This window comes from Tardiphaga sp. 172_B4_N1_3 (assembly GCF_052076035.1).
Lineage (GTDB): Bacteria > Pseudomonadota > Alphaproteobacteria > Rhizobiales > Xanthobacteraceae > Tardiphaga > Tardiphaga robiniae.
Genome location: NZ_CP197238.1, coordinates 1142808 through 1166171, shown reverse-complemented (window position 1 = coordinate 1166171; position 23364 = coordinate 1142808). Strand labels below are relative to the sequence as shown.

General features: G+C 61.0%; 20 protein-coding genes and 1 tRNA gene. 9 read left to right on the top strand and 12 right to left on the bottom strand.

Annotated features, from left to right (window positions below):
• Nucleotides 1-263: 263 nt before the first annotated feature.
• Complete coding sequence (locus tag AB7783_RS05155) at nucleotides 264-1955, bottom strand: methyl-accepting chemotaxis protein (RefSeq protein ID WP_441277028.1); 1692 nt, start codon at nucleotides 1953-1955, stop codon at nucleotides 264-266.
• Nucleotides 1956-3168: 1213 nt separating this feature from the next.
• Between AB7783_RS05155 and AB7783_RS05150 the strand changes: the two genes are divergently transcribed.
• From AB7783_RS05150 to AB7783_RS05130, 5 genes are read left to right on the top strand one after another with little or no spacing between them, the layout of a single operon-like run.
• Entirely contained in the window at nucleotides 3169-4308 is a 1140-nt protein-coding gene (locus AB7783_RS05150; protein WP_441277027.1) for a thioesterase domain-containing protein, read from the top strand.
• Nucleotides 4305-5312: an NAD(+) synthase gene (gene nadE, locus AB7783_RS05145; protein ID WP_439063627.1), complete on the top strand. Its 1008-nt coding sequence runs from the start codon at nucleotides 4305-4307 to the stop codon at nucleotides 5310-5312. The genes AB7783_RS05150 and nadE overlap by 4 nt, the downstream gene beginning before the upstream one ends.
• A 5-nt stretch (nucleotides 5313-5317) precedes the next feature.
• Nucleotides 5318-7348, top strand: a complete 2031-nt coding sequence (gene asnB / locus AB7783_RS05140; protein WP_441277026.1) for an asparagine synthase (glutamine-hydrolyzing) — start codon at nucleotides 5318-5320, stop codon at nucleotides 7346-7348.
• A complete protein-coding gene (locus AB7783_RS05135; RefSeq protein WP_441277025.1) occupies nucleotides 7348-8916 on the top strand; it encodes a class I adenylate-forming enzyme family protein in 1569 nt (522 codons plus the stop codon). The genes asnB and AB7783_RS05135 overlap by 1 nt, the downstream gene beginning before the upstream one ends.
• A 38-nt stretch (nucleotides 8917-8954) precedes the next feature.
• A complete protein-coding gene (locus AB7783_RS05130) occupies nucleotides 8955-9221 on the top strand; it encodes an acyl carrier protein (protein WP_441277024.1) in 267 nt (88 codons plus the stop codon).
• 48 nt (nucleotides 9222-9269) lie between these two features.
• Here AB7783_RS05130 and AB7783_RS05125 read toward each other — a convergent pair whose 3' ends face one another.
• Nucleotides 9270-9965, bottom strand: coding sequence for a N5-glutamine methyltransferase family protein (locus AB7783_RS05125; RefSeq protein ID WP_441277023.1), 696 nt, complete (start codon nucleotides 9963-9965; stop codon nucleotides 9270-9272).
• A gap of 364 nt (nucleotides 9966-10329) precedes the next feature.
• Here AB7783_RS05125 and AB7783_RS05120 point away from each other — a divergent pair, with 364 nt between their 5' ends.
• Complete coding sequence (locus tag AB7783_RS05120) at nucleotides 10330-11130, top strand: YdcF family protein (RefSeq protein ID WP_441277022.1); 801 nt, start codon at nucleotides 10330-10332, stop codon at nucleotides 11128-11130.
• A gap of 187 nt (nucleotides 11131-11317) precedes the next feature.
• Here AB7783_RS05120 and AB7783_RS05115 read toward each other — a convergent pair.
• The 9 genes from AB7783_RS05115 to AB7783_RS05075 form a co-directional block, all read right to left on the bottom strand.
• Nucleotides 11318-11391: transfer RNA gene (locus AB7783_RS05115), tRNA-Gln, on the bottom strand.
• Nucleotides 11392-11578: 187 nt separating this feature from the next.
• Entirely contained in the window at nucleotides 11579-13000 is a 1422-nt protein-coding gene (locus tag AB7783_RS05110; RefSeq protein ID WP_441277021.1) for a cytosine permease, read from the bottom strand.
• 72 nt (nucleotides 13001-13072) lie between these two features.
• A complete protein-coding gene (locus AB7783_RS05105) occupies nucleotides 13073-14032 on the bottom strand; it encodes a catechol 2,3-dioxygenase (RefSeq protein ID WP_441277020.1) in 960 nt (319 codons plus the stop codon).
• 152 nt (nucleotides 14033-14184) lie between these two features.
• Nucleotides 14185-15033, bottom strand: coding sequence for an ABC transporter substrate-binding protein (locus AB7783_RS05100; RefSeq protein WP_441277019.1), 849 nt, complete (start codon nucleotides 15031-15033; stop codon nucleotides 14185-14187).
• 17 nt (nucleotides 15034-15050) lie between these two features.
• On the bottom strand, nucleotides 15051-15743 hold the full coding sequence (locus tag AB7783_RS05095) for a 4-carboxy-4-hydroxy-2-oxoadipate aldolase/oxaloacetate decarboxylase (protein WP_441277018.1): 693 nt from the start codon (nucleotides 15741-15743) through the stop codon (nucleotides 15051-15053).
• Nucleotides 15740-16462 carry a PIG-L deacetylase family protein gene (locus AB7783_RS05090; RefSeq protein WP_089267177.1) on the bottom strand — a complete coding sequence of 241 codons (723 nt, stop codon included), beginning with the start codon at nucleotides 16460-16462 and terminating at the stop codon, nucleotides 15740-15742. Before AB7783_RS05090 ends, AB7783_RS05095 begins: the two co-directional genes overlap by 4 nt.
• 28 nt (nucleotides 16463-16490) lie before the next feature.
• The gene (locus AB7783_RS05085; RefSeq protein ID WP_439063618.1) at nucleotides 16491-17360 is read right to left on the bottom strand and encodes an amidohydrolase family protein; all 870 of its coding nucleotides are present in this window, start codon (nucleotides 17358-17360) and stop codon (nucleotides 16491-16493) included.
• Nucleotides 17357-18361, bottom strand: a complete 1005-nt coding sequence (locus AB7783_RS05080; protein WP_441277017.1) for a Bug family tripartite tricarboxylate transporter substrate binding protein — start codon at nucleotides 18359-18361, stop codon at nucleotides 17357-17359. Before AB7783_RS05080 ends, AB7783_RS05085 begins: the two co-directional genes overlap by 4 nt.
• A 182-nt stretch (nucleotides 18362-18543) precedes the next feature.
• Nucleotides 18544-19440, bottom strand: a complete 897-nt coding sequence (locus tag AB7783_RS05075; protein ID WP_068730595.1) for a LysR family transcriptional regulator — start codon at nucleotides 19438-19440, stop codon at nucleotides 18544-18546.
• Between the two features lie 304 nt (nucleotides 19441-19744).
• Here AB7783_RS05075 and AB7783_RS05070 point away from each other — a divergent pair, with 304 nt between their 5' ends.
• The 3 genes from AB7783_RS05070 (at nucleotide 19745) to AB7783_RS05060 (ending at nucleotide 22710) form a co-directional block, all read left to right on the top strand.
• Nucleotides 19745-21505 (top strand): ATP-binding protein, encoded by a 1761-nt coding sequence (locus tag AB7783_RS05070; RefSeq protein WP_441277016.1) that lies wholly within the window; start codon nucleotides 19745-19747, stop codon nucleotides 21503-21505.
• A 90-nt stretch (nucleotides 21506-21595) separates the two neighbouring features.
• A complete protein-coding gene (locus tag AB7783_RS05065) occupies nucleotides 21596-22174 on the top strand; it encodes a peroxidase-related enzyme (RefSeq protein ID WP_089267324.1) in 579 nt (192 codons plus the stop codon).
• Between the two features lie 26 nt (nucleotides 22175-22200).
• Nucleotides 22201-22710, top strand: coding sequence for an MgtC/SapB family protein (locus AB7783_RS05060; RefSeq protein WP_175367366.1), 510 nt, complete (start codon nucleotides 22201-22203; stop codon nucleotides 22708-22710).
• Here AB7783_RS05060 and AB7783_RS05055 read toward each other — a convergent pair.
• Nucleotides 22671-23297, bottom strand: a complete 627-nt coding sequence (locus tag AB7783_RS05055) for a ParB-like protein (RefSeq protein WP_441277015.1) — start codon at nucleotides 23295-23297, stop codon at nucleotides 22671-22673. The genes AB7783_RS05060 and AB7783_RS05055 overlap by 40 nt on opposite strands.
• Nucleotides 23298-23364 lie beyond the last annotated feature (67 nt).

Below are 23364 nucleotides of genomic sequence, written 5' to 3'. Positions count from 1 at the left end.
CAGCGACGACGGTATGCCGCTGCGTGCAAAAAGCGCGTAGTACACGATTGCAGCAAATGACTAAGAGATCGCCAAGACGCCGCAGGACGTTGCGCAGCGCCGGGCACAAAGTTGAGAAGCGCGACCACATAACCGTTGCACGCGGTAGCCCATAACCTGCGCAAACAGAACAGCGCACCAAGCGAATGGGTGGAAGCGGCATCAATTGACAATGAAAAGCCGGCGCTTTCGCGCCGGCTTCAATGTCTCGATATCTCGTAGCGTCAGGCTGCGCGTACGGCGTTCAGGAACTTGCTGACCTCGACCTTCAGACGCGTGCTGTCCGAGGACAGCGACTGCGCTGCAGAGAGCACCTGCGAGGATGCCGAGCCGGTCTCGCTGGCGCCACGCTGAACGTCGGTGATGTTCGACGAGACTTGCATGGTACCCTGCGCTGCCTGCTGGACGTTGCGGGAGATTTCCTGGGTCGCAGCGCCCTGCTCTTCCACCGCCGAGGCGATCGTCGAAGCGATCTCGGACATCCGGCCGATGGTGTCCCCGATCTCCTTGATCGCACCAACCGATTCCTGCGTCGCCGCCTGGATGCCGGAGATCTGCGTCGAGATCTCGCCGGTGGCTTTCGCCGTCTGCTCGGCCAGCGCCTTCACTTCCGATGCCACCACCGCGAAGCCACGACCGGCCTCGCCGGCACGCGCTGCTTCGATAGTTGCGTTGAGCGCCAGAAGATTGGTCTGGCCGGCGATGTTGTTGATCAGCTCGACGACGTCACCGATGCGAGCGGCCGCACTGGCAAGCGCGCTGACGCGATCGTTGGTCAGGCGGGCCTGATCGACGGCCTGATTGGCGATGCTGGCCGATTCCTGCACCTGACGGCTGATTTCGTTCACCGACGAGGCCATCTCCTCGGTCGCCGAAGCAACCGACTGCACATTGGTCGAGGCTTCCTCCGAAGCGGCTGCCACGGTCGTTGTCAGCTCCTGAGAACGTTCGGCGGTCGCGGTCAGCGTGCTGGCAGAGGCTTCCAGTTCGGTCGAAGCCGACGACACCGTCTCGACGATCTCGCCGATCATCGTTTCGAATTCGCGGGTGATGCTATCGACGCGGCGACCGCGCTCGATCTTGGCTTCCGCATCGGCTGCTGCTGCTTCGTCCGCCGCACGCTTGTCGATCAGCGCCTGCTTGAAGATCTGCAGCGCGTCTCCCATCGTGCCGATCTCAGTCTTCATGCCCTGATGCGGCACGACCGCGGTCAGATCGCCCTGGCCCAATGCCTGCATCGGCTTGACGATCGATGCGATACCGCTGGAGACGTCCCGCACGAGATAGATGCCAATGCCGATGCCGAGCAACGCCGACACGACGAGGATCGCGACAACCATCATGAAGGCTGCGTCGTAATTGGCCAGGGCGTCTGCACCGGCAGTGTCGGAGCCCTTGAGATTGAGCTCGATGTCCTTGTTCAGGATTTCGTCAGCTTTCAGGCCGATCGGATTCACAGTCTTCGTGTTCAACGCATTGGCTTCCTGCGGCATCTTGCCGGCGCTCTTGCGCGACAGATCCATCACATCGAGCGTGCCCTTCTTGTAGCTGTCCCAGAGCTTGCTCCATTCCTCGTAGAGCGCGCGCTCTTCCGGCGAGGTGATCAGCTTCTCATACTTCGCGCGGATGCCGTTGTTGCTCGTGACCACCGTCTCCAGGGTCTTCTCATTGGCCAGCTTTTCTTCCAGCGTCTCGGACAGCATGTGCTGACGGATCACGTTGCGATAGGTGATCGTGCCCGAGCGCAAATCACCGAGCAGACGAACGCTCGGCAGCCAGCTGGTCTGGATATCCACCGCATTGGCGTTGATCGCCTGCATCTTGCGAACCGCGATCAGGCCGAGACCCGTCATCGCAAGCAGCAAAAATGAAAGAACAATGGTGATCTTGGCGCGAATAGACAGGCTGGCGAGCATGACGAAGGGTCCCTCGGTTTTCGACCGTTGGTCCGCAATGTGCGGGGTGTCGTGGAAATGAAGCAGTCAGCAGAAGTGCAATGGCAGAGCGACGAACACGGGGTTCGATGACTTTCTTGTTATCAAGTCCCGTTCCTGCAATTTGTAGGTATTATGTAAACCGTTGGTAAAGGTGCGACATTCTGGCTGAACAAAATGAACCGCAGCTCTCTTTTTCGATGGCCTGCAATATCAGCCAGTTAGTAACAAGCATCTGAGGTTGATAACCACAAGTTCACTACTTGTGGACGCGCGCCGGCGTAGTGTGGCGACGACGTATGGTCTCCGAGCAAAGCAGCGAATCAAAATCGCAACTTTTGGTTCCAGCCGCCGACATACCGACCTGAAGTTTATCCGTCGCTCGACGCGGAGACGACGTGGCGTGTGCGAGCACGACTGAGCCTGCTGGCTAGAGAAGCAGGAGCAATCTGGTCCGGATATTTTCCAGTCAGACCCGCCCAACTGCATCTCAATCCGAAGATAGTAGCTGCGCCCCGTGCCGGTTGATTTGGTAGGTCTGGGACGACATGCAGCTGGGACACCGGAACGTCCTCCGATCGCCGGGCAGACTGGCTCTAGGCTGCGCCACAATCTTGATAAGAGTGCGTGCCCCCCCGCAACGGCGGCACAGCAACAGATCGACTGCTGGTAGTTTCGTTGCTCTCACATCGATACCTCCGCGGAGTGAAGTCATCGACTCAAGTCCGGTTGTCTTATTCCGTTCCACAACTTTTACTATGCGGTACTCCGTTGCAGCGCTCCTGATGATCGCCCGGCAGCTTTCAGAGAGTTCCTTCGCCTCAGCTTGGAGCGGGCCGGTCATGGTGAAGGTGCGGCCCTCAAGCACCTTTCTGAACATGTTCCGGACGACATACTGCACCCAGTCGTCATCACAGCGCTGGGCATTCATATCGAGCTGGTGTTCAGCGCAGCGCCTGGCCTGCTACTTTCCAGCAACACGGAACCAAGCCGCCTCGATCATCGCGTGCTCGTGAGAATGAGCAGCAATCCCGCCGTGCCCAAAGATGATCGCGGAAATCAATGAAGCTCAGCGGCAGCGCCGCCGCGACATAATGGCACACCGTTGTCCCATCTGTCGGCGACGTCCTTCAAACGCAGGATGTCGAAATTTCCATGCCCGGCGATAACAAGCTTTAGGCTCGGCAGGTGACCTATGGCTCGGACTTATCTCCAACCAGAAGTGGTGGAACGACCGGCCGACCCGTTCGTCAACCAGAGGCTGCGGCCCTCATGGGCGCAGGGACGCGAGCCGACGATCTATCAAATCGTGCGGGACGCCCAGTCCACGAGTTTCAACACTCCCAACATGCCTGGAACCTCGGAGGAAGCCGACGATTTATCAAGGCTGCAGCGGTGCATTCAGGAGATAGAGAGCGCCACCGGGCTGGAGCTCTCGGTCGCACACTTCGCGCTCGATATGACAGCCGCGGAGATGGTCACGGCGATTGTGTCCGGGAAGGCAACCGCCAAAGCCGTGGGCGTGCAAGCCGATCTGCGTCCCATCCTGTTCCTGTTGCCGGGGTCCCTCGGTTACGGTCCGAGCATGGCCGCTTTTGCAGCGGGGCTCGGCAAGATCGCCCGGGTCGTCCCGATCAAATACCCCGACCTGGGGAGCATCCTCGCCGGAAACAACACGGTCGCCTCTATGGCAGATGCCGCGGTGGAGCAAATCCGCCGGAGCCAACCCGTCGGACATGTTCGCCTTCTCGGCCATTCCCTTGGTGGTGTGGTGGCATTCGAAGTTGCGGCGCGGCTGCTGGAAGCACGGCGGTCCATCAAGTTCCTGGGGATTCTCGATACAGCGATTATCAACGAGGGCCGCGATTACCGGGAGACGCTCGCCCGAACGTTGCGGCGGCTCCGCGCCAATCGTGTGAACATTTCGCGGATAGCCTGCCGAGCACTCGCAAAGGTTACGGCAGCAATCGGTGGCGAGGCCCCCCTTACCTGGATGCTTCATCGCTATGCGCGAGGGAAGTTCAACGCCACCTGCTTCCGAATTAGGCTTGAGCTGCAAGAGGTGTTGCGGTCGCGAGCTTTCTACCAATGGCTGGCGTCGCCCAGGCCGTCTTTGCCAATCGGAGCTACACTGTTTCGCTGCAACCGAGATGGAGCGCCGCAATCGCTCGGCTGGGATTGCTCACTCGCAAGCCTGGACGTGATCCCCGTCGCAGGCACGCATATCGAGCTCGTCGTCGATCCCTACCTCGCCACCAACCTCCCCTTGGTCGAGAGTGCGGTCGTGCAAACCTACACGCCGGCCGAATTTTGCAAGCGGAAAGCGCTGTCATGACCCTTGCTGCGCACATTCCGGCTGCGCGGGAGTTTGGCAACAACGTATTGGCGCTCGATCCCGCTGCCGAAGTCGAGAAGATTGTCCAGACGCTACGCCAACAGGTCTTGAGTGTGTTGGGGCGCCGCGGCGCTGTCGTTGGTCTTTCCGGCGGCATCGACAGCTCCGTCGTCGCGGCGTTGTGCGTGCGTGCATTCGGCAACGACAAGGTCTTGGGTATCTTCATGCCCGAGCACCATTCTTCGGACGATTCGCTGAGGCTCGGCCGCAGTTGGGCGGCGCAGCTTGGCATCGATACTGTGTTGGAAGACATATCGCCCGCCCTCGAGGGGCTCGGCGCCTATCGCCGGCAGATCGAGGCAATCCGGACTGTCGTTCCCGAATATGACGACGGCTGGAAATGCAAGCTGGTGCTACCGTCGGTTTTCGCGAGCAACGGATTGAATATCACCCGTCTCACGGTTCAGAGCCGCGACGGCAGCACCCGCACCGTTCGTCTTTCGTCAAACGCCTATCTCCAGATCGTCGCCGCGACCAATTTCAAGCAGCGTGTCCGCAAGATGACGGAGTACTACCACGCCGACCGCCTCCGATACGCGGTCGCCGGCACACCGAACCGTCTCGAGCACGACCTGGGCTTTTTCGTCAAGCAGGGCGACGGAATTGCGGACGTGATGCCGATCGCTCATCTCTACAAGACACAGGTCTATCAGCTCGCGGAATATCTCGAGGTCGAGGAGGAGATCCAGCGCAGGCCACCGACCACGGATACGTTCTCGATGCCGCAGAGCCAGGAGGAGTTCTATTTTGCGCTACCTTATCACCAGATGGATCTGTGCCTTTACGCGGTGAATCACGGGATTCCGTCAGACGAAGTCGCAGAGGCTATCGGACTGACAGCAGCCCAGGTCGATTTGGTATTCAGGGATATTGACGCCAAGCGTCGTGTCACGCGCTACCTCCACGCACGACCCCTGCTCGTCACTCAAGTGTTCGAGGACTAACCTGCATGTGCGGTGTCGCGGGCATAGTGTCAGTAACCGCCGCCGCAGGGCCCCCCTCCCGCGAAGCCTTGATGCGCATGCTCGGCGCGCTCGCCCATCGCGGCCCGGACGAGCGCGGCCTATACCGGGACGAACGCGCGGGATTGGCACATGCCCGCTTGTCCATCATCGACATTTCGAGCGGTCAACAGCCTCTCGCGGACGCGAGCGGCACGACGTGGATCGTGTTCAACGGCGAAATCTTCAACTACGTTGAGTTGCGTGAGAAGCTGATCCTGCTTGGTTACAGGTTCCGGACCCGCAGCGACACGGAGGTTATCGTCAACGCCTATCGAGCCTGGGGCGAGGACGCCTTTGAGCGGATGACCGGACAGTGGGCGCTCGCGATCTGGGACTCGGTAGCCCGTCGTCTGGTGTTGGCGCGCGATCGCACCGGCATTTGCCCTTTGCATTTCTGCGAGCGCGAAGGTCGACTGTATTTCGCCAGCGAAGTGAAGGCCATCTTCGCGGCGGATGCAGCGATTCCCCGCACCTTCGATCCAGCCGGCATCGATCAGACATTCACTCTCTGGACCGTTGTGGCGCCGCAGAGCGTGTTTCAAGGGATCAAGGAGCTCGTCCCGGGACATTTCCGCATTTATGAAAACGGCAACGTTCGCGAGAAAGCGTTCTGGAAGCCGCGATATCCCCAATTGTCCAGTTCGCCCGACGGCCAGTTTGCCGGTTCACTCGACGATGCCGTGAAGCAGGTGCGCAGCGCTTTGGAATCCGCGACGTCGCTTCGAATGGTGCGCTCCGACGTAAGCGTCGGCAGCTATTTGTCCGGCGGGCTCGACAGTTCGCTTATTGCGGCAATGGGATGCCACTTTGCCGGCGAACGCTTCCAAACTTTCTCACTGCGTTTCGCTGACGCCGAATATGATGAGACCGACTTCCAGCGACTGGTTGCCCGTGTCACCGGGAGTGAGCACCATGAAGTGGTGGTCTCGCGCAGCGACATCGCCGAGATTTTTCCGCAGGTCATCTATCACACCGAGCGTCCGATCTTGAGAACGGCGCCGGCGCCGTTGTTCCTGCTGTCGCGCCTGGTGCGCGCCTGCGGCGTCAAGGTTGTGCTGTCCGGCGAAGGCGCCGACGAAATGTTTGCCGGCTACGATCTCTTTCGCGAAGGCAAGGTCCGCCGGTTCTGGGGTCGGCAACCTGCGTCGACACGCCGCGCGCGACTGCTTGAGCGTCTCTACCCTTATCTCACACGCTCGCCGGTACGGCAGCAGGCGATGGCCCGGCAGTTTTTCGGGCGCAATCTGTCGGAGCACGCCGCGCCGGGCTTCGCGCATGACACCCGCTGGCGAACGACCAGCGGCATCAAACGACTGTTCTCCAGCGACATGAGCGCGGAGTCGGCGAGGCACGATGCGGTTTCCGAGTTGATCGCCGGTCTACCTCCGGAATTCACGCAATGGAGCTCCCTTGCGCAGGATGAATATCTTGAAATCCAAACACTGCTGTCGGGATATCTCCTGTCCTCTCAGGGCGATCGAATGCTCATGGCTCATTCGGTTGAAGGTCGCTTTCCTTTCCTTGACGAGGACGTGGTCGCGCTGGCGAATTCGCTGCCGCCCACCTACAAGCTCCGCGTCCTTGACGAGAAGCACGTTCTGAAGCGCGTCGCAGAGCCGATCGTGCCGTCGGAGATCATCGCCCGCAAGAAGCAGCCATTCCGCGCGCCCGACGCTCTATGTTTCGTTGGCCGCGATACGCCCGCCTATATCGACGACGCGCTTTCGGAGGCGGCTATTCGCGAAGCAAATGTCTTCGATCCCGACGCGGTCGCGCGCCTGCGGACCAAGTGCCGGACACAGGCCGCAATCGGCAACGGCGATCTCTCGAACTCCGACAACATGGCGCTGGTCGGCGTGCTATCGACCCAGCTCCTGCACCAACAATTCATCGCAAGTCGTCCTGGTGGGCGCCACGCTCTGGAGCTGACCGTCGATATCGATCGCGAGCACCGGGTTGAGGGAGCCCTTTCCTGATGCATGGTCCTGTACCGCTCCTGCACGATTACCTCATCCACTCCGCCCGTCATCTCGGTGGAAAGGTGGCGCTGGTGTGCGGCAAGCATCGCGTCAGCTATGGTGAGATCGAGGCACGCTCCAACGCAATCGCGAATTATCTGGTCGCAAGCGGAGTCGAACGTGGCGATCGGGTGATTATCTTCGCCGACAACACTGTCGAGACCGTTGTCAGTTTCTGGGCCGTGCTGAAGGCGAATGCCGTGGTGTGCATCGTCAATCCACTCACCAAGCGCGACAAGCTTGGCTACCTGCTCAATGATTGCCAGCCGACGGCGCTTATCACCGACAAACATCTCTTGCCGATATTCAAGGAGCCCGCGCAGGCATGCCCGTCATTGCGCCGGGTGATCGTTTCCGGGGCGATCGACGATGCGGAACTGACGGAGCTGCCCCATGCGGTACGCTGGAGCGCGGCAGGCGCCGCCAGCCACGACATAGCTCCCGCGCGGAGCTGCATCGATATCGATCTCGCGGCCATCGTGTATACCTCCGGATCGTCAGGCGATCCCAAGGGCGTGATGCTGACGCACCGGAACATGCTGACCGCATGCACGTCGATCGCCTCATATCTCGCGCTATGCGAAGACGAGGTCATTTTGAATGTCCTGCCGCTCGCCTTCGATTACGGCCTGTATCAGATGATCATGGCGTTTCGCACGGGCGCGCGGCTGGTCCTCGAACGGTCGTTCGCTTTTCCGGCACAGATTCTCGGGCTCATCGCCGAGGAGCGGGTGACCGGCCTGCCCGGCGTGCCGACGATCTTCTCGACGCTTTCGGGGCTCAAGTCGATCAAGGAGCACGATCTCTCGAGTATCCGCTATGTCACGAACACCGGAGCTGCACTGCCGATGAAGCACATTCGTCTGCTGCAGGATCTATTCCCGGATGCCCGCATTTATTCCATGTACGGCCTCACTGAATGCAAGCGCTGCACCTTTCTGCCCCCGGAGGATATCGATCGAAAGCCGCTGAGCGTCGGGATCGCCATCCCGAATACCGAGATGTGGATTGTCGACGAGCGCGACAGACGCGTGGGCCCCGACGTGGTCGGCCAGCTTGTCATTCGCGGCGCGACGGTGATGCGAGGCTATTGGGGCAAGCCAGAGGCCACGGCCAGGAAACTCAAGGCCGGTCCGCTGCCAGGTGAGCAGGTTCTGTACACCGGTGACTACTGCCGGATGGACGCGGAAGGCTACCTCTACTTCGTTGGCCGCAGCGACGAGATCATAAAGTCACGAGGCGAGAAGATCGCCCCCAAGGAAGTGGAGAACGTGCTGATGGATATTCCGGGCGTAAGAGAAGCTGCGGTCATTGGCGTTCCCGACGAGCTCCTCGGGCAGGCGGTTAAAGCGTTTGTCGTTATCGAACAGGGAATAACACTGAGCGAGAAGCAGATTCAGAAAGAGTGCCAGCGACGCCTCGAAAGCTTCATGGTGCCGAAGTGTATTGTGATCGTGCCCAGCCTGCCGCGAACGAATACAGCAAAACTCAACAAGAGAGCACTGCAGGAGTCGATTTCCGAATGATCCGATCGTGACTTTTCTTTACGCATTGGAGTTGAAAAATGTTGCTAGTCAGGGAACCACTCGAGACCTATCGAAGGCAAGTTCGCGATTTCTTGCTGTCGAACTTCTACATTGCTGAAGCGAACTCGCTTGAGGTCGATACATCGCTGCTCGACCAGGGCATCATCGACTCGACCGGAGTGCTCGAGGTCATCGGATTCATCGAGGAGACCTTCGGCATCACGGTCGAAGACAGCGAGCTCTTGCCTGAGAACCTCGATTCCATCGAGGGAATTGCACGCTTCGTCATGAGCAAGATGAGCTGATGCTTGTCTGCAGCGTCCAGACCGCGTCACGAACGCCACCGTAGCGGTTCAGGTTGTTGCGCCTTTGCGGTATCCCATAACGACGCGGCCTTCGCCCGTTTCGTTCGTTACCACGCTGATGCTCTCGTAGCTCTTGTTGCGCTCAAGAAGGGTTGTCACCTGCCGCTCCTGACCGGAGCCGACCTCGAACAAGAGGATGCCGCCCGGCCGTAAATATCGGACTGCGTCCTTCGTAACCCGCATATGGATGCTAAGTCCGTAAGGACCGGCTGCGAATGCCTCACGCGGTTCGAGTTCGAGCAAGGGGGCCCGGTCGCCTCTGAGCCGCGTTTCCGAAATATAGGGTGGGTTGCAGACGATCAGGTCGATGGTCCCATCCAGCGACAGACCTGAAAAAGCGTCGAACAGATCGCCCTGAAACACCGACATGCGTTGCGTAAGTCCGTGATAGGCGACATTGCGACGCGCGACAGTGACACATCCATCGGTTAGATCGCTCGCCCAAACGCTCGCGTCGGGGATCTTGAGAGCGATGGCGCATGCCAGATTGCCTGCGCCGCAGCACATGTCGATCACCCGCGGCTCCGCCACGTCTAACTGACGCAGAGCATCGACAGCGCTCGCGCAAAGTAATTCGGTTTCCGGCCGGGGGACGAGCGCACCGGGTGCGACCAGCAGCTCTATTCCCATAAATAGAGTGCGTCCCTCATCGTAAGCTTTGGCGACGTTGATCACTTCGCTCATTGCGGTCACCCTGCCTGGACGTTGCGCGACAACTGTTGCATGCGGCGTGATCATGCACCGGACAGAACCATGCCCTGTCCATGTGGCAATGGCGGTAGTCACAATGAGGTAGATGGGCCGATAGCGGCAATGCAGTTGTTTTCGGCAGCGCACCGGCTGCATCGTCATCCGACGACGCAGACCTCGCTCTAACTTCGGCTACTTCGAGATTGAGTGGTATTTACCTGTTCCGCTTTTCGACTTCTCATGAACGGGGCCGCGGCGATCCGGCACCCTGTCCGGCGAGCTAACGATTCGTAGCGATGGCTTCGTTGGCCGTTTGCTGCTATGGCGCTCTTGGTATCAACGGGGCTGAGGCCTTAAATTGTTTTTCGTATTGTCCAAGACTCTTGGCAACGCGCTCGCGCCGGTCAATTTCCTGATCGGCCTCGGTGTGCTCGGCGCGGTCCTTTCGGCAACACGACTTTCTTCGCTTGGCCGCGGGCTTATGATCACGGCCGCCGTGCTGCTTGCGGTGGCCGCGTTTTCGCCGGCTGGAAGATTGCTGCTCTATCCGCTTGAATCGCGCTTCCCGCCCTGGGATCCGGGGCAGCGTGCGCCTGACGGCATCATCGTGCTCGGCGGCTCGATCGACGCCGATGTTTCACTTGCGCGCGACACGCCGGTCGTCCGTCGCTCGCCCGACCGCATCATCGCAGCCGCAGCGCTGGCGCGACAGTATCCGAATGCACGCGTGGTGTTCACCGGCGGCAGTCCGAGACTGGTGTCGGATGCCAGAGAGGCCGATTACGCCGCCGCAATCTTCGAAAGCCTTGGAGTCGATAGATCGCGATTGATCATGGAGCGGCAATCGCGCAACACGCATGAGAACGCCGAATTCACCAAAGCGCTCGTGGCGCCGAAGCCGGGCGAGCGCTGGGTTCTGGTGACATCAGCGTTCCATATGCCGCGATCGATTGGCTTATTTCGCAAAGCCGGATTTCCTGTCGAGGCTTATCCGGTCGACTGGCGGGTCGGCGGTCGGCGCGACGCACTTTCCTTCGCCACCCTCGCCCTTGACGGGCTGTCGCGGACCGACATTGCGGTGCGCGAATGGTTCGGGCTCATTGCCTATCGAGTCACGGGGCGGATCGATGACTTGCTGCCGGGGCCCGATGCACATTGATTCTCCAGGCCCGAGATAAGGCAAGCGCCGCAGGCCGTCGGAAGCCAAAAGCCATCTATGGCCACGCCGTCGCAGGTAACGCCCGGACGCCATTCGAGCCCGGTGTGGACCATTGTTGTGGACCACCGGATTTTCTCGAAAAGGCTGCGGGTTAGAAGTCTTTGATCTACGAAGGGAAATTCGAGTGTGGCTGGGGAACTAGGATTCGAACCTAGACAAACAGAGTCAGAGTCTGTTGTGCTACCGTTACACCATTCCCCAAACGATTCAGAGACTTACAGAAAAATCCAGTCTGGAATCGGTCGGAACAGAGATGCGCATCTCGTTCGGGCGCGTTCTAGCCCGTCCGCCGGACAAAGCGCAAGGCCTCTGGACGGAAATGACGGCTCATTGACATCACTGGCAATGGACAGGCCACGCCGAGCGCGGCCTGCCCGGTCGCCTCGCCCTATTCGCCCGGCCCACCGACCGGGATGGCCATCGGCTCCGGCGCCAGGCGCCTGCTGAGTGCCAGATAGACACCGCCGCCCACGACGATGCCCGCCAGCCAGCTCAGATCCGCGCCGCCGAGAAGGTTGATCGAGATCGGCCCCTGCAACGCGGGCACCAGGCCATCCTGGAACAGCCAGGTGGCGATCAGGCCGGCGAAGAACGCGATCATGCCGCTCCAGTTGATATCGCCATAGATGCTGGTCTCCGGCGACTTGTAGAGTTCGGCGATGTCGATCTGGCTCTTCCGCCTGACGAAGAAGTCGGCCAACACCACGCCGGCATAGGGGCTCATCCACATCAGCAGGCTGATCAGCCAGTTGTCGAAGGCCTTGGCAAAAGACGGCGCGAAGATGAAATACACCGTCACCGCATAGCCCGCGATGCCAACGATCAGCGCCAGCGCCGTGCGCGAGAAGCGGACACCCATGCTGAGCGCCGCCAGCGCCGACGAATAGACGTTGAGGATGTTGGTGGCGATCGGCCCGTGCAGCACCAGCAGCAGCACGAGAATACTGGCGATGCCACCGAACACGGCCGAGACCATCTTGGCCGGATCGGTATCGAGCGTCACCGACGCAATGGTGGCGCCGAGAATGGCCAGCCACACCGACGGCACGAACATGCCGACATAGCTGTACCAGAACACGGCTTTCGACGAGGTCGAGCGCGGCACGAAGCGCGAATAGTCCGACGCCCAGGTCACCCAGGAAATGCCCCAGCCAACGCCGACGGCAGTCATCAGCAGCGACAGCATCGCCAGATGCGACCCCGGCGGCAGCGACGTCGTGTGATTCCAGTTGACGACGCCGGGCTGGCTCCAGGCCAGCACGCTCATCAGCACCATGATCACCACCGTGACTGGCACGGTGTATTTCTCGAAGGTGCGGATCGCATAGAAACCGTAAGTGCCGATCACTACCTGCGTCACCATCACGATGGTGATCACCACGAGATTGGCGAACCAGCTATCCGCGATGCCGAACTGGCCGAGAATGGCCATCGAGATTTTGACCGGGAAATAGGTGTTCACGCCGATCCAGCCGAGCGTCATCAGGAACATCAGCAGGCTCGGCAGATAGGCGCCGCGGCGCCCGAAGGCCGAGCGCGCGAGTACCATCTGGTTGACGCCGGTCTTGTGGCCCATGACCGTGAAGGCCGCGAAGATCGCGGATCCCGCCGCATTGCCGATGACGATGACGGCGATGGTTTCCCACAAGCCCAGCTTGAGAATGATACCAAGCGCGCCGAGCGCCCAGTTCACCGGCGCGATATTGGCGCCGGCCCAGATCCACATCTGCTGCGGCCCGGTGGAATCCCGGTCGGCATCGGGGATCGGTTCGATACTGTGGATGTCTGCCCGCAACTCAGAGTTAGTCATGCTCGCCCCCACGTCAGAAACAACCTGAGGTCAACAAAGCAAGACGCGTACCAATCCCGGCAGCGCGGCTTGCTACTTGTGGGGCACCGGCGGCGTGCCGTGGGTGTGGAATGACTCGATGGTCTTGAGGCCCCAGGCCTGCCCCTTCTTGCGCTCCTCCTCGGTCCAGACGATGGGCTTCCAGTCCGGCGCCAGGATCAGCCGTGCGCCGGCATTCGCGACTTCGACGCGGTTGCCGCCGGGCTCATAGACATAGAGGAAGAAGGTCTGCTGGATCGCATGTTTGTGCGGTCCGGTCTCGATGAACACGCCATTTTCCAGGAAGATATCGGCCGCGCGCAGAATGTCTTCGCGGCTGTCCAGCGCGTAAGTGACGTGGTGGAAGCGCCCCTTGGTGCCGGAGTGATCGCGCGAATAGGCGAAGTCGTAGCTCTTGTTCGACATGGTCATCCACATCGCGGCTTCCGTGCCGTCATTGAGCACGATCTGCTCGGTCAGCCGGAGCCCCATATAGTGCTCGAAAAACTCGCGGTTGGCCTTGATATCGACAGCAAGGCAATTGAGGTGATCGAGCCGCCGCACGTTGATGCCCCGCGCCGGATAGCGCTGCGCCTGATTTTTAAGCGCCGGCTTGAGTTCCGGCGGCGCCTCGTACCATTCGGTCTCGTAATAGAGCTCGACGATATGCCCGTCGGGATCGCGGCAGCGAAATGCCGGCCCGTGGCCGAGGTCACCGTCGGTCCAGCCGATATCGTAGCCGGAGCCCTTCAGCGCTGCGGCGCGGCGCTCCAGCGCCTGCGGGCTACGCGCCCGCAGCGCCATGTGTTCCATACCTGACGTCTTCGACGCCGTCAGCTTCAGCGAATAGCGCTCATAGTCGTCCCAGCCGCGCAGATAGACCGACTCGCCTTGCCGGCCCGACACGGTCATGCCCATCACGTCGACGAAGAATTTCAGGCTCTCGTCCGGCTTCGGCGTCAGCAGTTCGAGATGGCCGAGATGGGCGAGATCGAAGATGGGTTCGGGAGTCATTGGTCGTTTCCTCCAGTATTCTAGTCGAGCTTACGCGATCCCCTCATGGTGAGGAGCGCGTCTTCGCGCGTCTCGAACCATGAGGAATTGGGCGCTCATCCTTCGAGACGCGGTCGAAGACGACCGCTCCTCAGGATGAGCGCGACGGCGCGCTATCGCAACGCGCGCGTCACGTCGTCGAACAGCTCATCAACGCTGAACCTGCGCGGGATCAGCCCCTGCTGCGCAGAATAGTCTGTAATGAGAGCCAGCGAACGATTCATGGCATCCGCATCGAAAGACAGGCTCTTGCCGGCTGCCGCCGCCATGCTCGCCTCCAGCATACGGTGGACTTCGCGCACCACATCGGGGCGCGTATCGGACAATTGCTTGCTGACCACCACCATGTGGTTGATCGGCACCACGCCATGCCTGGCAAGCCAGGCTTTCTCTGCAGCGGCCACGTCTGGGAACAACTGCGCCACCCGTGGATCGTCGCTCTTCTCGCCGAGCACGGCGTCCAGTTCGCCGTCGAACAACATCTGCATGATCGCCTTGCCGGCAGGCGCCTTGGTGGTGCTGTCGACATATTCGGCGACATGCGGCTCCTCGAAGGTGATCCATTCGATCGCATCGAGATTGACGCCGTAGTCATTGGCGAGCATGCCGCGCAGCCATGCGCCGGTCGTCGTCGTAAACGAACGAATACCGACGCGCTTGCCTTCCAGATCCCGCGGCTTGGCAATGCCGGCCGCCGGGCTCGTGACCGCAAAACCAAATTGATGCCGCGCCATCATCACATCAGGCAGCAGCACCATCGGCTTGTCGTAACTCCTAGCCATCAGATAGGTGACGATGGCCATTTCGGCGACGTCGAAAGCGCCGTCGCGCACCATGGGCTTGAAGCCCTTGTTGGTCGGCGTGTACACGGCAAAGTCCAGTTCGACGAGATCAGACGTGATCGCGCCGGATTTCAACGCAGCCGTATGCGGATGATCGCCGAGCAGAATACGGAGCCGCATGCCAGCCTCCTCGCCGCTCACGCCTGATCGGGATCGTCGACGTAAACCAGGCCCGCTTTGGCGAGCGGCTCCCGCATATTGTACATGTCGAGGCCGAGAATACCGGAAGCCAGCTTCTGCCGCTTGGCGTCTTCTTCGGCAAAACGCTTCTCGCCCTTCACCGCAACCTCCGCAGCATGTTTGCGCGGAATCACCACAACGCCGTCTTCGTCGGCGACGATGACGTCACCCGGCATCACCTGCGCGCCGGCGCAGACCACCGGGACATTCACCGCACCGAGCGTCGCCTTGACCGTCCCCTTCGCAGAAATCGCGCGTGACCACACCGGAAAGCCCATCTCGCGCAGCGTCTTGATATCGCGGCAGCCGGCATCGATGATCAGACCGACACCGCCGCGCGCCTTCAGCGACGTCGCGAGCAGATCGCCGAACATGCCGTCGGTATTGTCCGTCGTGCAGGCCACCACCAGCATGTCGCCGGGTTTGCACCGCTCGATGGCCACATGCAGCATCCAGTTGTCGCCGGGCTGCGCCAGCACCGTCACGGCGGTACCGGCCGCCTCTGCGCCGGACCACACCGGCCGCATATAGGTCTTCATCAGACCGAAGCGGTCATAGGCCTCGTGCACCGTGGATACGCCGAGCGCGCCGAGCCGCTGCACGACGTCGGCATCCGCGCGTTGAATATTCCTGACGACGACGGGTTTCATGCCAGTGTCTCCACGGTCATCGGGAACAGGCGCTGATAGGCCTCGCCATAGGTCATAGCCGCGCCGGTGTTGCGGCCACCCTGCATGCCGCGCTGCAAAGCGACGCGCTCGTAATAGGCCCAGAGGTGCTTTTGCGCAGCGAGAATTTCGAAGGTCTTGCGCTTGATGTCCCAGACCTCATCGATGTTGAGGATCACCTGCGGCTTGAAATTGCACATCTCCGGCTGATGCGGCTCGAACAGGAACACCGGCGGCGCAGAATAGCTGTATTCCGCTTCAGGCTTGTGCCCCATCGCCTGCGCGATGATGCGGGCCTCCTGTGCGGCGGCGGTCGCCGCGGGATGATCGACATTGTAGGGATCTTCGAGCGAATGCGTCAGCACGAAGCTTGGATTGAGCTCCCGATAGATATCGATCAGCCGCTCCTTGTGCGCTTCGGTCAGATGCAACGGATAGTCGCCGGCATCGAAAAATTCGATCTCGGCGCCGAGCGACGCCGCCGCGCGCTCGGCTTCGTCCTTGCGGCCAGCCTTGACCTTGTCGAGCGTCATACCCGCCTGCTTCCAGGCGAATTGCGACTCGCCGCGTTCGCCATATGCGAGACAGACGATCTTGACGCGATAGCCCTTCTTGGCATGCAGCGCGATGGCGCCGCCGGCGCGCCAGACGAAATCGCCGGGATGGGCTGAGACCACGAGGCCGGTCTTGGCTTTGGACATCGGATGTTCCTTCGGATTTTCGCGTCGCTTAGGTGTCGAATTCAAACAATCGCGCGGGATTGTCGACGAGGATCTTCTGCTGGATCACCGGATCCGGCGCGAAGAGCGGGATCAGATCGACCAGATCGCCATCATTGGGCATCGCCTTGACGTTGGGATGCGGCCAGTCGGTGCCCCAGATCACACGATCCGGCGCGGTCTCGCAGATCTTCTTGGCAAACGGCACGGCATCGGTGAAAGGCGGACCTATGGAGGTCACGCGCTCGCAGCCAGAGACCTTCACCCAGCATTTCTCGTCGCGCTTCATCAGGTCGATCAGGGTGCGGAACGGCTGCTGCTCCAGGCCATCAGCAGCCTTGACGCGGCCCATATGATCGATGGTGTAGATCACCGGCAGCTTCGCCAGCAGGTCGGCATAATCAGGCAGATCGACCGCATCGAAATGCAGATCGACGTGCCAATTCATCGGCGCGATCATGTCGATGATGCGGTGAAACACCTTCATGTCCGGCGTGCCGCCAAGATGCCGCACGAAGTTGAAGCGGCAACCACGGAAGCCACCTTCATGCAGTTCGCGCAGCCCCTTCTCCGTGATCGTGCCATCGATATTGGCCACCGCGCGGTAACGCCCGCCGCTCACCGCAATGGCATCGAGCGCCACGCGGTTGTCCGTGCCATGCACGCTGGCATTGACGATGACGGCGCGGCCGATGCCGAGCTTCTTGTGCAGCGCCTGGAAGTCCTCCAGCGGCGCGTCCGGCGGAATGTAGGAGCCGACATATGGGTACTTAGCGCCGGGGCCGAAGATATGCGTATGCGCGTCGCAGGCCAGCGGCGGCAGCTTGAACTTCGGCGTTTTAGTATGCGGATCGGGACCGGGAACGGTTGGCTTCGTCATTGTTTCGGAATTCCTGCCTTATCGATGACGGCGGTCCATTTCGCGATGTCGTCGACCAGCCGAGCCTTCAATTCCTCCGGCGAGCTGTCTTTCGCCTCGATGCCGAGATCGAGCAACTTTTGCTTCACATCGGGCATCGCCAATACTTCGCGCAGGCCCGCATTCAACCGCGCAATCGCTTCGGGCGGCGTACCTGACGGTGCGAATAGCGCATTCCATGACACGACGTCATAACCCTTCACGCCGCCCTCGATCATCGTCGGCACGTCCTTCAGGATCACCGAACGGGATTCGCCCGTGGTCCCGACGGGACGCATCTTGCCATCCTGTAGCGCGGATTTCATCCCGACATAATTGTCGATCATCACATCGATGTCTTCGCGCAGCAGCCCGACAATGACTTCTGGCGTTCCGCGATAGGGCACGATCTGGAAGTTGATCCCGGCGGTGGATTTGAGCAATTCGGCCGACAGGTTCTGGGTGCTGCCGACGCTGATGGTGCCGACATTCAATTTGCCCGGATTGTCGCGCGCGAACTTGATGACGTCGGCCAGCGTCTTGTGTTGCGAATTCGTATTGGTACCGACGATGAAATCGAAGAAGCCGATGCTGGAGATCGGCGCAAAGTTCTTCACGGGATCGAATGGCAGATTCTTGAACAGCGGCACGCTGACGGCGGTGCCGTTGCTGAGCAGCGCCAGCGTATAGCCATCCGGCTGCGACGACAGCACTGCGCGCGCCGCAACGACGCCGCCAGCGCCCGGCATGTTCTCGATCACGAGACGCTGGCCGAGATTGTCGCCGAGTTTTTCGGCCACGATCCGGATGGTGATGTCAGCGACACCGCCGGCCGCGAACGGCACGATCACGCGAATGGGCTTGGTCGGATAGCCGGACTGGGCCTGCGCCACAGGTACCGCGCTCGTGAGGAATATCGCACCGAACGCCAAATGCGCGGCGCTCAGCAGATGCTTGAGCCTGGTCGGGAAGCGGAGCGTCATGATGGATTGAAGACGCCTGATGCGTCCACCCTTGCCGTTTTTATGTCGGTACCCATGGCCGTCACGTCATCGCGACAAGGCTATGGACCGTTCTGCTCCCGCAGTAGCCAATTCTGATATATGAAACAAATGAGAAATCTGGGATAATCGTGCAGTTTCCTGCATATATCCTGCCGAGCGGATTATCCCGCAGCCTGGAAGTATTTCCGGGTCAGATCGATCAGCGCCTGCGCCGGCTTGCTTACGGGCTGTCCGCGCTTGACGATGATGCCGACCGTCCTGCTGACACTTGGATTGCGCAGCGGCACAGCGACCAGTCCAGCAGTTCCCTGCGTCGCCACCGCGATGCTGGGCACCACGGCGATGCCGAGCTTCTCGAACACCATGCCCACCGCCGTCTGCAGATGCTGCACCTCATAGCGCCAGTTCAGCTTATCGCGGCGATGGCCAAGCGCGTCGTCGATCAGGGCCCTATTGCCGGCCTGCGGGCTGATACGGATCAGCGGCATATCCTCAAGATGCGACCAGGCCACGAACTTGCGCTGCGCAAAGGCATGGTCCTTGGTGCACAGCAAGACAAAGCGCTCCTTGATCAGCGGGGTCACAGCCAGATCCCATATATTGGTCGCCGTGATCGTGATGCCGAACTCTGCCTGCCCGGACTGCACCAAAGTGGCAATCTCGCTGGCCGAATTGTCGTGGATCTTGATCGAAATCCCCGGATGCACCGCATTGAACTGCTTCAGCACCCGCGGCAGGTGATAGGCGGCGATGGTCGGCAGGCAGCCGAGCGCGATGTGCTCCTGCCGCTTGCGGCCCCGTGCCCGCAGCAGATCGATGGAATCGGACAACTCCCCGATCATCCGCCGCGCGGTCGGCAGCAGTTCCAGCCCGGCCGGGGTCAGTGCCACCTGTCGTGTGGTGCGGGCCAGCAGCTGAAAGCCGAGATCCTCTTCCAGTTTCTTGATCCGGTGGCTCAGCGCCGTCTGCGACAGATTGAGGTGCGCGGCCGCGCGCGAAAAGCTGCCCCGCTCCGCGATGCTCAGAAACGCCTGCAGGCCGGGAAAATCGATGCGCATGAGAGGTCCGTGCACGGCCGAAGGCGACCGCGCTGAGATAACGCGGCGACGAGGACCCATGCAAGGTCAGGACGCCAGCCTATGCCGACCTCGCGGGCTGGTTAAAACCGCGTAAAGCCAGATCGCCAGCCACAAGCGACAAGGTATCCAGTGCCGGAGTTTCCGCGTTCCAGTGCGGAGCTAATTCCGCAATGCAAGTTTGACGAGCAGAGCCCACCGATAGCCCGCGGACGCGCCTTAACAATTTGTCCAGTCCCTGACCTGCATAGTCGGCCCAACCGGGGCGTGAGACGCGAATTCATCAATGACCAGTTTAAACGCAGCGGCGTCGTTCGGGCGCATTATCTCAGTTCGCGGCTCGCTGGCCCGGGTCGGCTTGCTCGCCGTGAACCCGATGACACCCGCGGAGATGCGCGGCACCGTCGGCCGCTTCGTCAGCATCCGTTGCGCCTCCTCGACCATCATTGCCATGATCACGGAAGTGTCCGCCGAGAACATGCATGCATCTGACATGTATATCGCGAGTGCCTCGGTCGATCTGCTCGGCGAGATCATGGGGCACGGAGACAAGGCCAAATTCCAGCGCGGCGTCACCAACTATCCCACCATCGACGACATCGTTGATCTGATCAGCAATCACGATCTGCGCACGGTCTATGCGCCGTCCGGCTCCGAGCAGATCAACGTGGGCACGCTGCAGCAGGACAAGTCGGTCGCCGCTTATGTCGACGTCGAGGAAATGCTGAGCAAGCACTTCGCGGTGCTCGGCTCCACCGGTGTCGGTAAATCCACCGGCGTGTCGCTGCTGCTCAATGAAATCCTGAAGTCGCGCCCACATCTGCGCATCTTCCTGCTCGATGTGCATAACGAATATGGCCGCTGCTTCGGCGATAAGTCGCTGGTGCTGAACCCGCGTAATCTGAAACTGCCGTTCTGGCTGTTCAATTTCGAGGAAATCGTCGACGTGCTGTTCGCCGGTCGCCCCGGCGTGCCCGAAGAGCTCGAAATCCTCTCGGAAGTCATCCCGATCGCCAAGGGCGTCTACACGCAATACCAGAACGCCGACCGCATTGGCCTCAAGCGCATCGATCCCAAGACCATCGGCTACACCGTCGATACGCCGGTGCCTTATCGCCTGGTCGATCTAATCTCGCTGATTGACGAGCGCATGGGCAAGCTCGAGAACCGCTCGTCGCGCATCCAGTATCACAAGCTAATCTCGCGCATCGAAGCGGTGAAGAACGATCCGCGCTACGCCTTCATGTTCGACAACGCCAATGTCGGCGGCGACACCATGGCGGAAGTGATCAGCCATCTGTTCCGCCTGCCCGCCAATGGCAAACCGATGACCATCATGCAGCTCGCCGGCTTCCCCGCGGAAGTCGTTGATAGCGTGGTGTCGGTGCTGTGCCGGATGGCATTCGATTTCGGCTTGTGGAGCGACGGCGCCTCGCCGCTGCTGTTCGTCTGCGAGGAAGCGCATCGCTACGCCTCCGCCGACCGCAATATCGGCTTTGGCCCGACCCGCAAGGCAGTGTCGCGCATCGCCAAGGAAGGCCGCAAATATGGCGTCTATCTCGGCCTCGTGACGCAGCGTCCTGCAGAACTCGACGCCACCATCATTTCCCAGTGCAACACACTGTTCGCCATGCGCCTCGCCAACGAGCGCGACCAGGCGCTGCTGCGCTCCGCGGTGTCGGATGCTGCCGCCAACCTGCTCTCCTTCGTGCCGTCACTCGGCACGCGCGAAGTGCTCGCCTTCGGTGAAGGCGTCGCATTGCCGACCCGCCTGCGTTTCAAGGAAGTGCCGCCGCACCAGCTGCCGCGCTCGGAAGCCACCATCGCGACAGTGCCCTCGGTCGCCGCCGGTCACGACATGCAGTTCGTCAGCGCGGTGCTGGAACGCTGGCGCGGCGCCACATCGCATCGCGAGGTACCGAACGATCCCGGCTTCATCGAGCGGCCCCTGGCGACGCCGAGCCGCAGCGTCGAAGCCCCAATGCTGCAACCTTCGCTCGGCCTCGATCCGGATCGCTTCTCGCTGCTCAAGAAGCCGCTGCGCTAATCGCATCAGCATGCATTGCCGCAAGCGCTTTGCGGTGACGGCGTGATCGCCTATGGTCTCGTGAAACAGAAACGTTCACGGGAATGCCAGATGACCCAGCCGATTGCGCAACGCTTTCCGACACCCGCCCTCGACAAGCTGCCCGAGGACATCCGCACGCGCATTATGGGCGTGCAGGAAAAGTCCGGCTTCGTGCCAAACGTGTTCCTGTCGCTGGCCTATCGCCCCGACGAATTCCGCGCGTTCTTCGCCTATCACGACGCCCTGATGGAAAAGGACAGCGGGCTGACCAAGGCCGAGCGTGAGATGATCGTGGTCGCGACGTCAGCCGCCAACCAGTGCCATTATTGCGTCATCGCGCATGGTGCGATCCTGCGCATTCGCGCCAAGAACCCGACCATCGCCGACCAGATCGCCGTCAACTACCGCAAGGCCGACATCACGCCGAAGCAGCGTGCGATGCTGGATTTCGCCATGAAAGTGAGCCGGTCCGCCGAGACCATCGGCGAGCAGGATTTCGCCGAGGTCTCCGGCCACGGCTTCAGTGACGACGATATCTGGGACATCACCGCGATCTCGGCCTTCTTCGCGCTGTCGAACCGGATGGCCAATGTCACCAACATGAAGCCGAATGACGAATTCTATATGATGGGCCGGCTGCCGAAATAGTGGCACGGGTTTAGAAGGATCTCGCATTGCTCGACTGGACGGACATCATCCTACGTCTCGGCATCGCCGCCCTCGTCGGCGGCGCCATCGGCCTCAACCGCGATCTGCACGGCAAGCCCGTGGGCGTGCGCACGCTGGGGCTCGTCAGCCTGGCCACGGCCATGATCGTGGTGCTGGCCGATCCGCTCGGCAAAGGCGGCTTCACGGATGCCGGGAGCCGAGTCATTCAGGGCATACTCACAGGCGTTGGCTTCCTCGGTGCCGGCGTGATCTTTCATGCCGAGCGGCATTTCCGTGTCCGCGGCCTGACCAGCGCCGCCTGCGTCTGGCTGACCGCCTGTGTCGGCATCATGTGCGGCGCCGGCCATTGGCGCATCGTCACCGTCTCGGTGGTGATCGCCTTCCTCGTGCTGCTGCTCGGCGGAAGGATCGAACGCGCCCTGCATCGCGTGCTCGGCGGCAAAGGCGATCCCGCGTCGGTTCCGATGGATGCGCCTCAGTCGTCGGACGCCGGTCCGCACCAGCCCGGCAAATAGATCGCATCCTTGCTTTTGGCGATCGCCAGCGCTTTCTCCAATGCCTTGGCGAAATCGGCATCGATCTCCTTGGTGGAGAGCCGGCTGCGAAACAGGTCCGCCCACAGGAATTCGCTGAACGGCGTGGTGTCCTTGGCATAGCCGCCGGCGCGGCGAATTTCGCCGGCCAGGCTGCGGAACGGATCGTCCTTCAGGCCCGTCACCGATTTCGGAATGTCCTTGAAGTGTCGTCGCTCGCCCTTGGCGTCATAGGGATAGGCCCAGCGGCGGTGATCGAGCACACCCCAGAATGCTTTCATATCGACCATCGTGAGATCGGCGATCACGGTGACGAGCACATCCTTCACGCCTTCGTCATGCAACGCACGTGCGAGATGATGGTGGTCGACCACGTAGTGGCTCTGATCCGGCCCGAGCACCACGGGGATCATGTGCTGGCCGAGCAGTTCGGCCTGTTTGCGCTTGGACTTATGGGCGCGCCAGCGTTTGCGCTTCTCCTTCACCTCGCGCATGCCCACCGTCATCTGCGTTGGCCGCAGCGACAGGATCGGGACCGGATGCAGCAACGGTTCGCGTGTGTTCGGCATGTGGCCTCCCATATCTAACGTCTGTTCAGAACAAACTATGGCATGGCGGTCGCGCCGATGCCGATCA

Excerpts from the sequence above, each read along its gene's own strand:
- AB7783_RS05155 (WP_441277028.1), bottom strand. The coding sequence starts at position 1,955 with ATGCTCGCCAGCCTGTCTATTCGCGCCAAGATCACCATTGTTCTTTCA.
- AB7783_RS05150 (WP_441277027.1), top strand. The coding sequence starts at position 3,169 with ATGGCTCGGACTTATCTCCAACCAGAAGTGGTGGAACGACCGGCCGAC.
- nadE (WP_439063627.1), top strand. The coding sequence starts at position 4,305 with ATGACCCTTGCTGCGCACATTCCGGCTGCGCGGGAGTTTGGCAACAAC.
- asnB (WP_441277026.1), top strand. The coding sequence starts at position 5,318 with ATGTGCGGTGTCGCGGGCATAGTGTCAGTAACCGCCGCCGCAGGGCCC.
- AB7783_RS05135 (WP_441277025.1), top strand. The coding sequence starts at position 7,348 with ATGCATGGTCCTGTACCGCTCCTGCACGATTACCTCATCCACTCCGCC.
- AB7783_RS05130 (WP_441277024.1), top strand. The coding sequence starts at position 8,955 with ATGTTGCTAGTCAGGGAACCACTCGAGACCTATCGAAGGCAAGTTCGC.
- AB7783_RS05125 (WP_441277023.1), bottom strand. The coding sequence starts at position 9,965 with ATGAGCGAAGTGATCAACGTCGCCAAAGCTTACGATGAGGGACGCACT.
- AB7783_RS05110 (WP_441277021.1), bottom strand. The coding sequence starts at position 13,000 with ATGACTAACTCTGAGTTGCGGGCAGACATCCACAGTATCGAACCGATC.
- AB7783_RS05105 (WP_441277020.1), bottom strand. The coding sequence starts at position 14,032 with ATGACTCCCGAACCCATCTTCGATCTCGCCCATCTCGGCCATCTCGAA.
- AB7783_RS05100 (WP_441277019.1), bottom strand. The coding sequence starts at position 15,033 with ATGCGGCTCCGTATTCTGCTCGGCGATCATCCGCATACGGCTGCGTTG.
- AB7783_RS05095 (WP_441277018.1), bottom strand. The coding sequence starts at position 15,743 with ATGAAACCCGTCGTCGTCAGGAATATTCAACGCGCGGATGCCGACGTC.
- AB7783_RS05090 (WP_089267177.1), bottom strand. The coding sequence starts at position 16,462 with ATGTCCAAAGCCAAGACCGGCCTCGTGGTCTCAGCCCATCCCGGCGAT.
- AB7783_RS05085 (WP_439063618.1), bottom strand. The coding sequence starts at position 17,360 with ATGACGAAGCCAACCGTTCCCGGTCCCGATCCGCATACTAAAACGCCG.
- AB7783_RS05080 (WP_441277017.1), bottom strand. The coding sequence starts at position 18,361 with ATGACGCTCCGCTTCCCGACCAGGCTCAAGCATCTGCTGAGCGCCGCG.
- AB7783_RS05075 (WP_068730595.1), bottom strand. The coding sequence starts at position 19,440 with ATGCGCATCGATTTTCCCGGCCTGCAGGCGTTTCTGAGCATCGCGGAG.
- AB7783_RS05070 (WP_441277016.1), top strand. The coding sequence starts at position 19,745 with ATGACCAGTTTAAACGCAGCGGCGTCGTTCGGGCGCATTATCTCAGTT.
- AB7783_RS05065 (WP_089267324.1), top strand. The coding sequence starts at position 21,596 with ATGACCCAGCCGATTGCGCAACGCTTTCCGACACCCGCCCTCGACAAG.
- AB7783_RS05055 (WP_441277015.1), bottom strand. The coding sequence starts at position 23,297 with ATGCCGAACACACGCGAACCGTTGCTGCATCCGGTCCCGATCCTGTCG.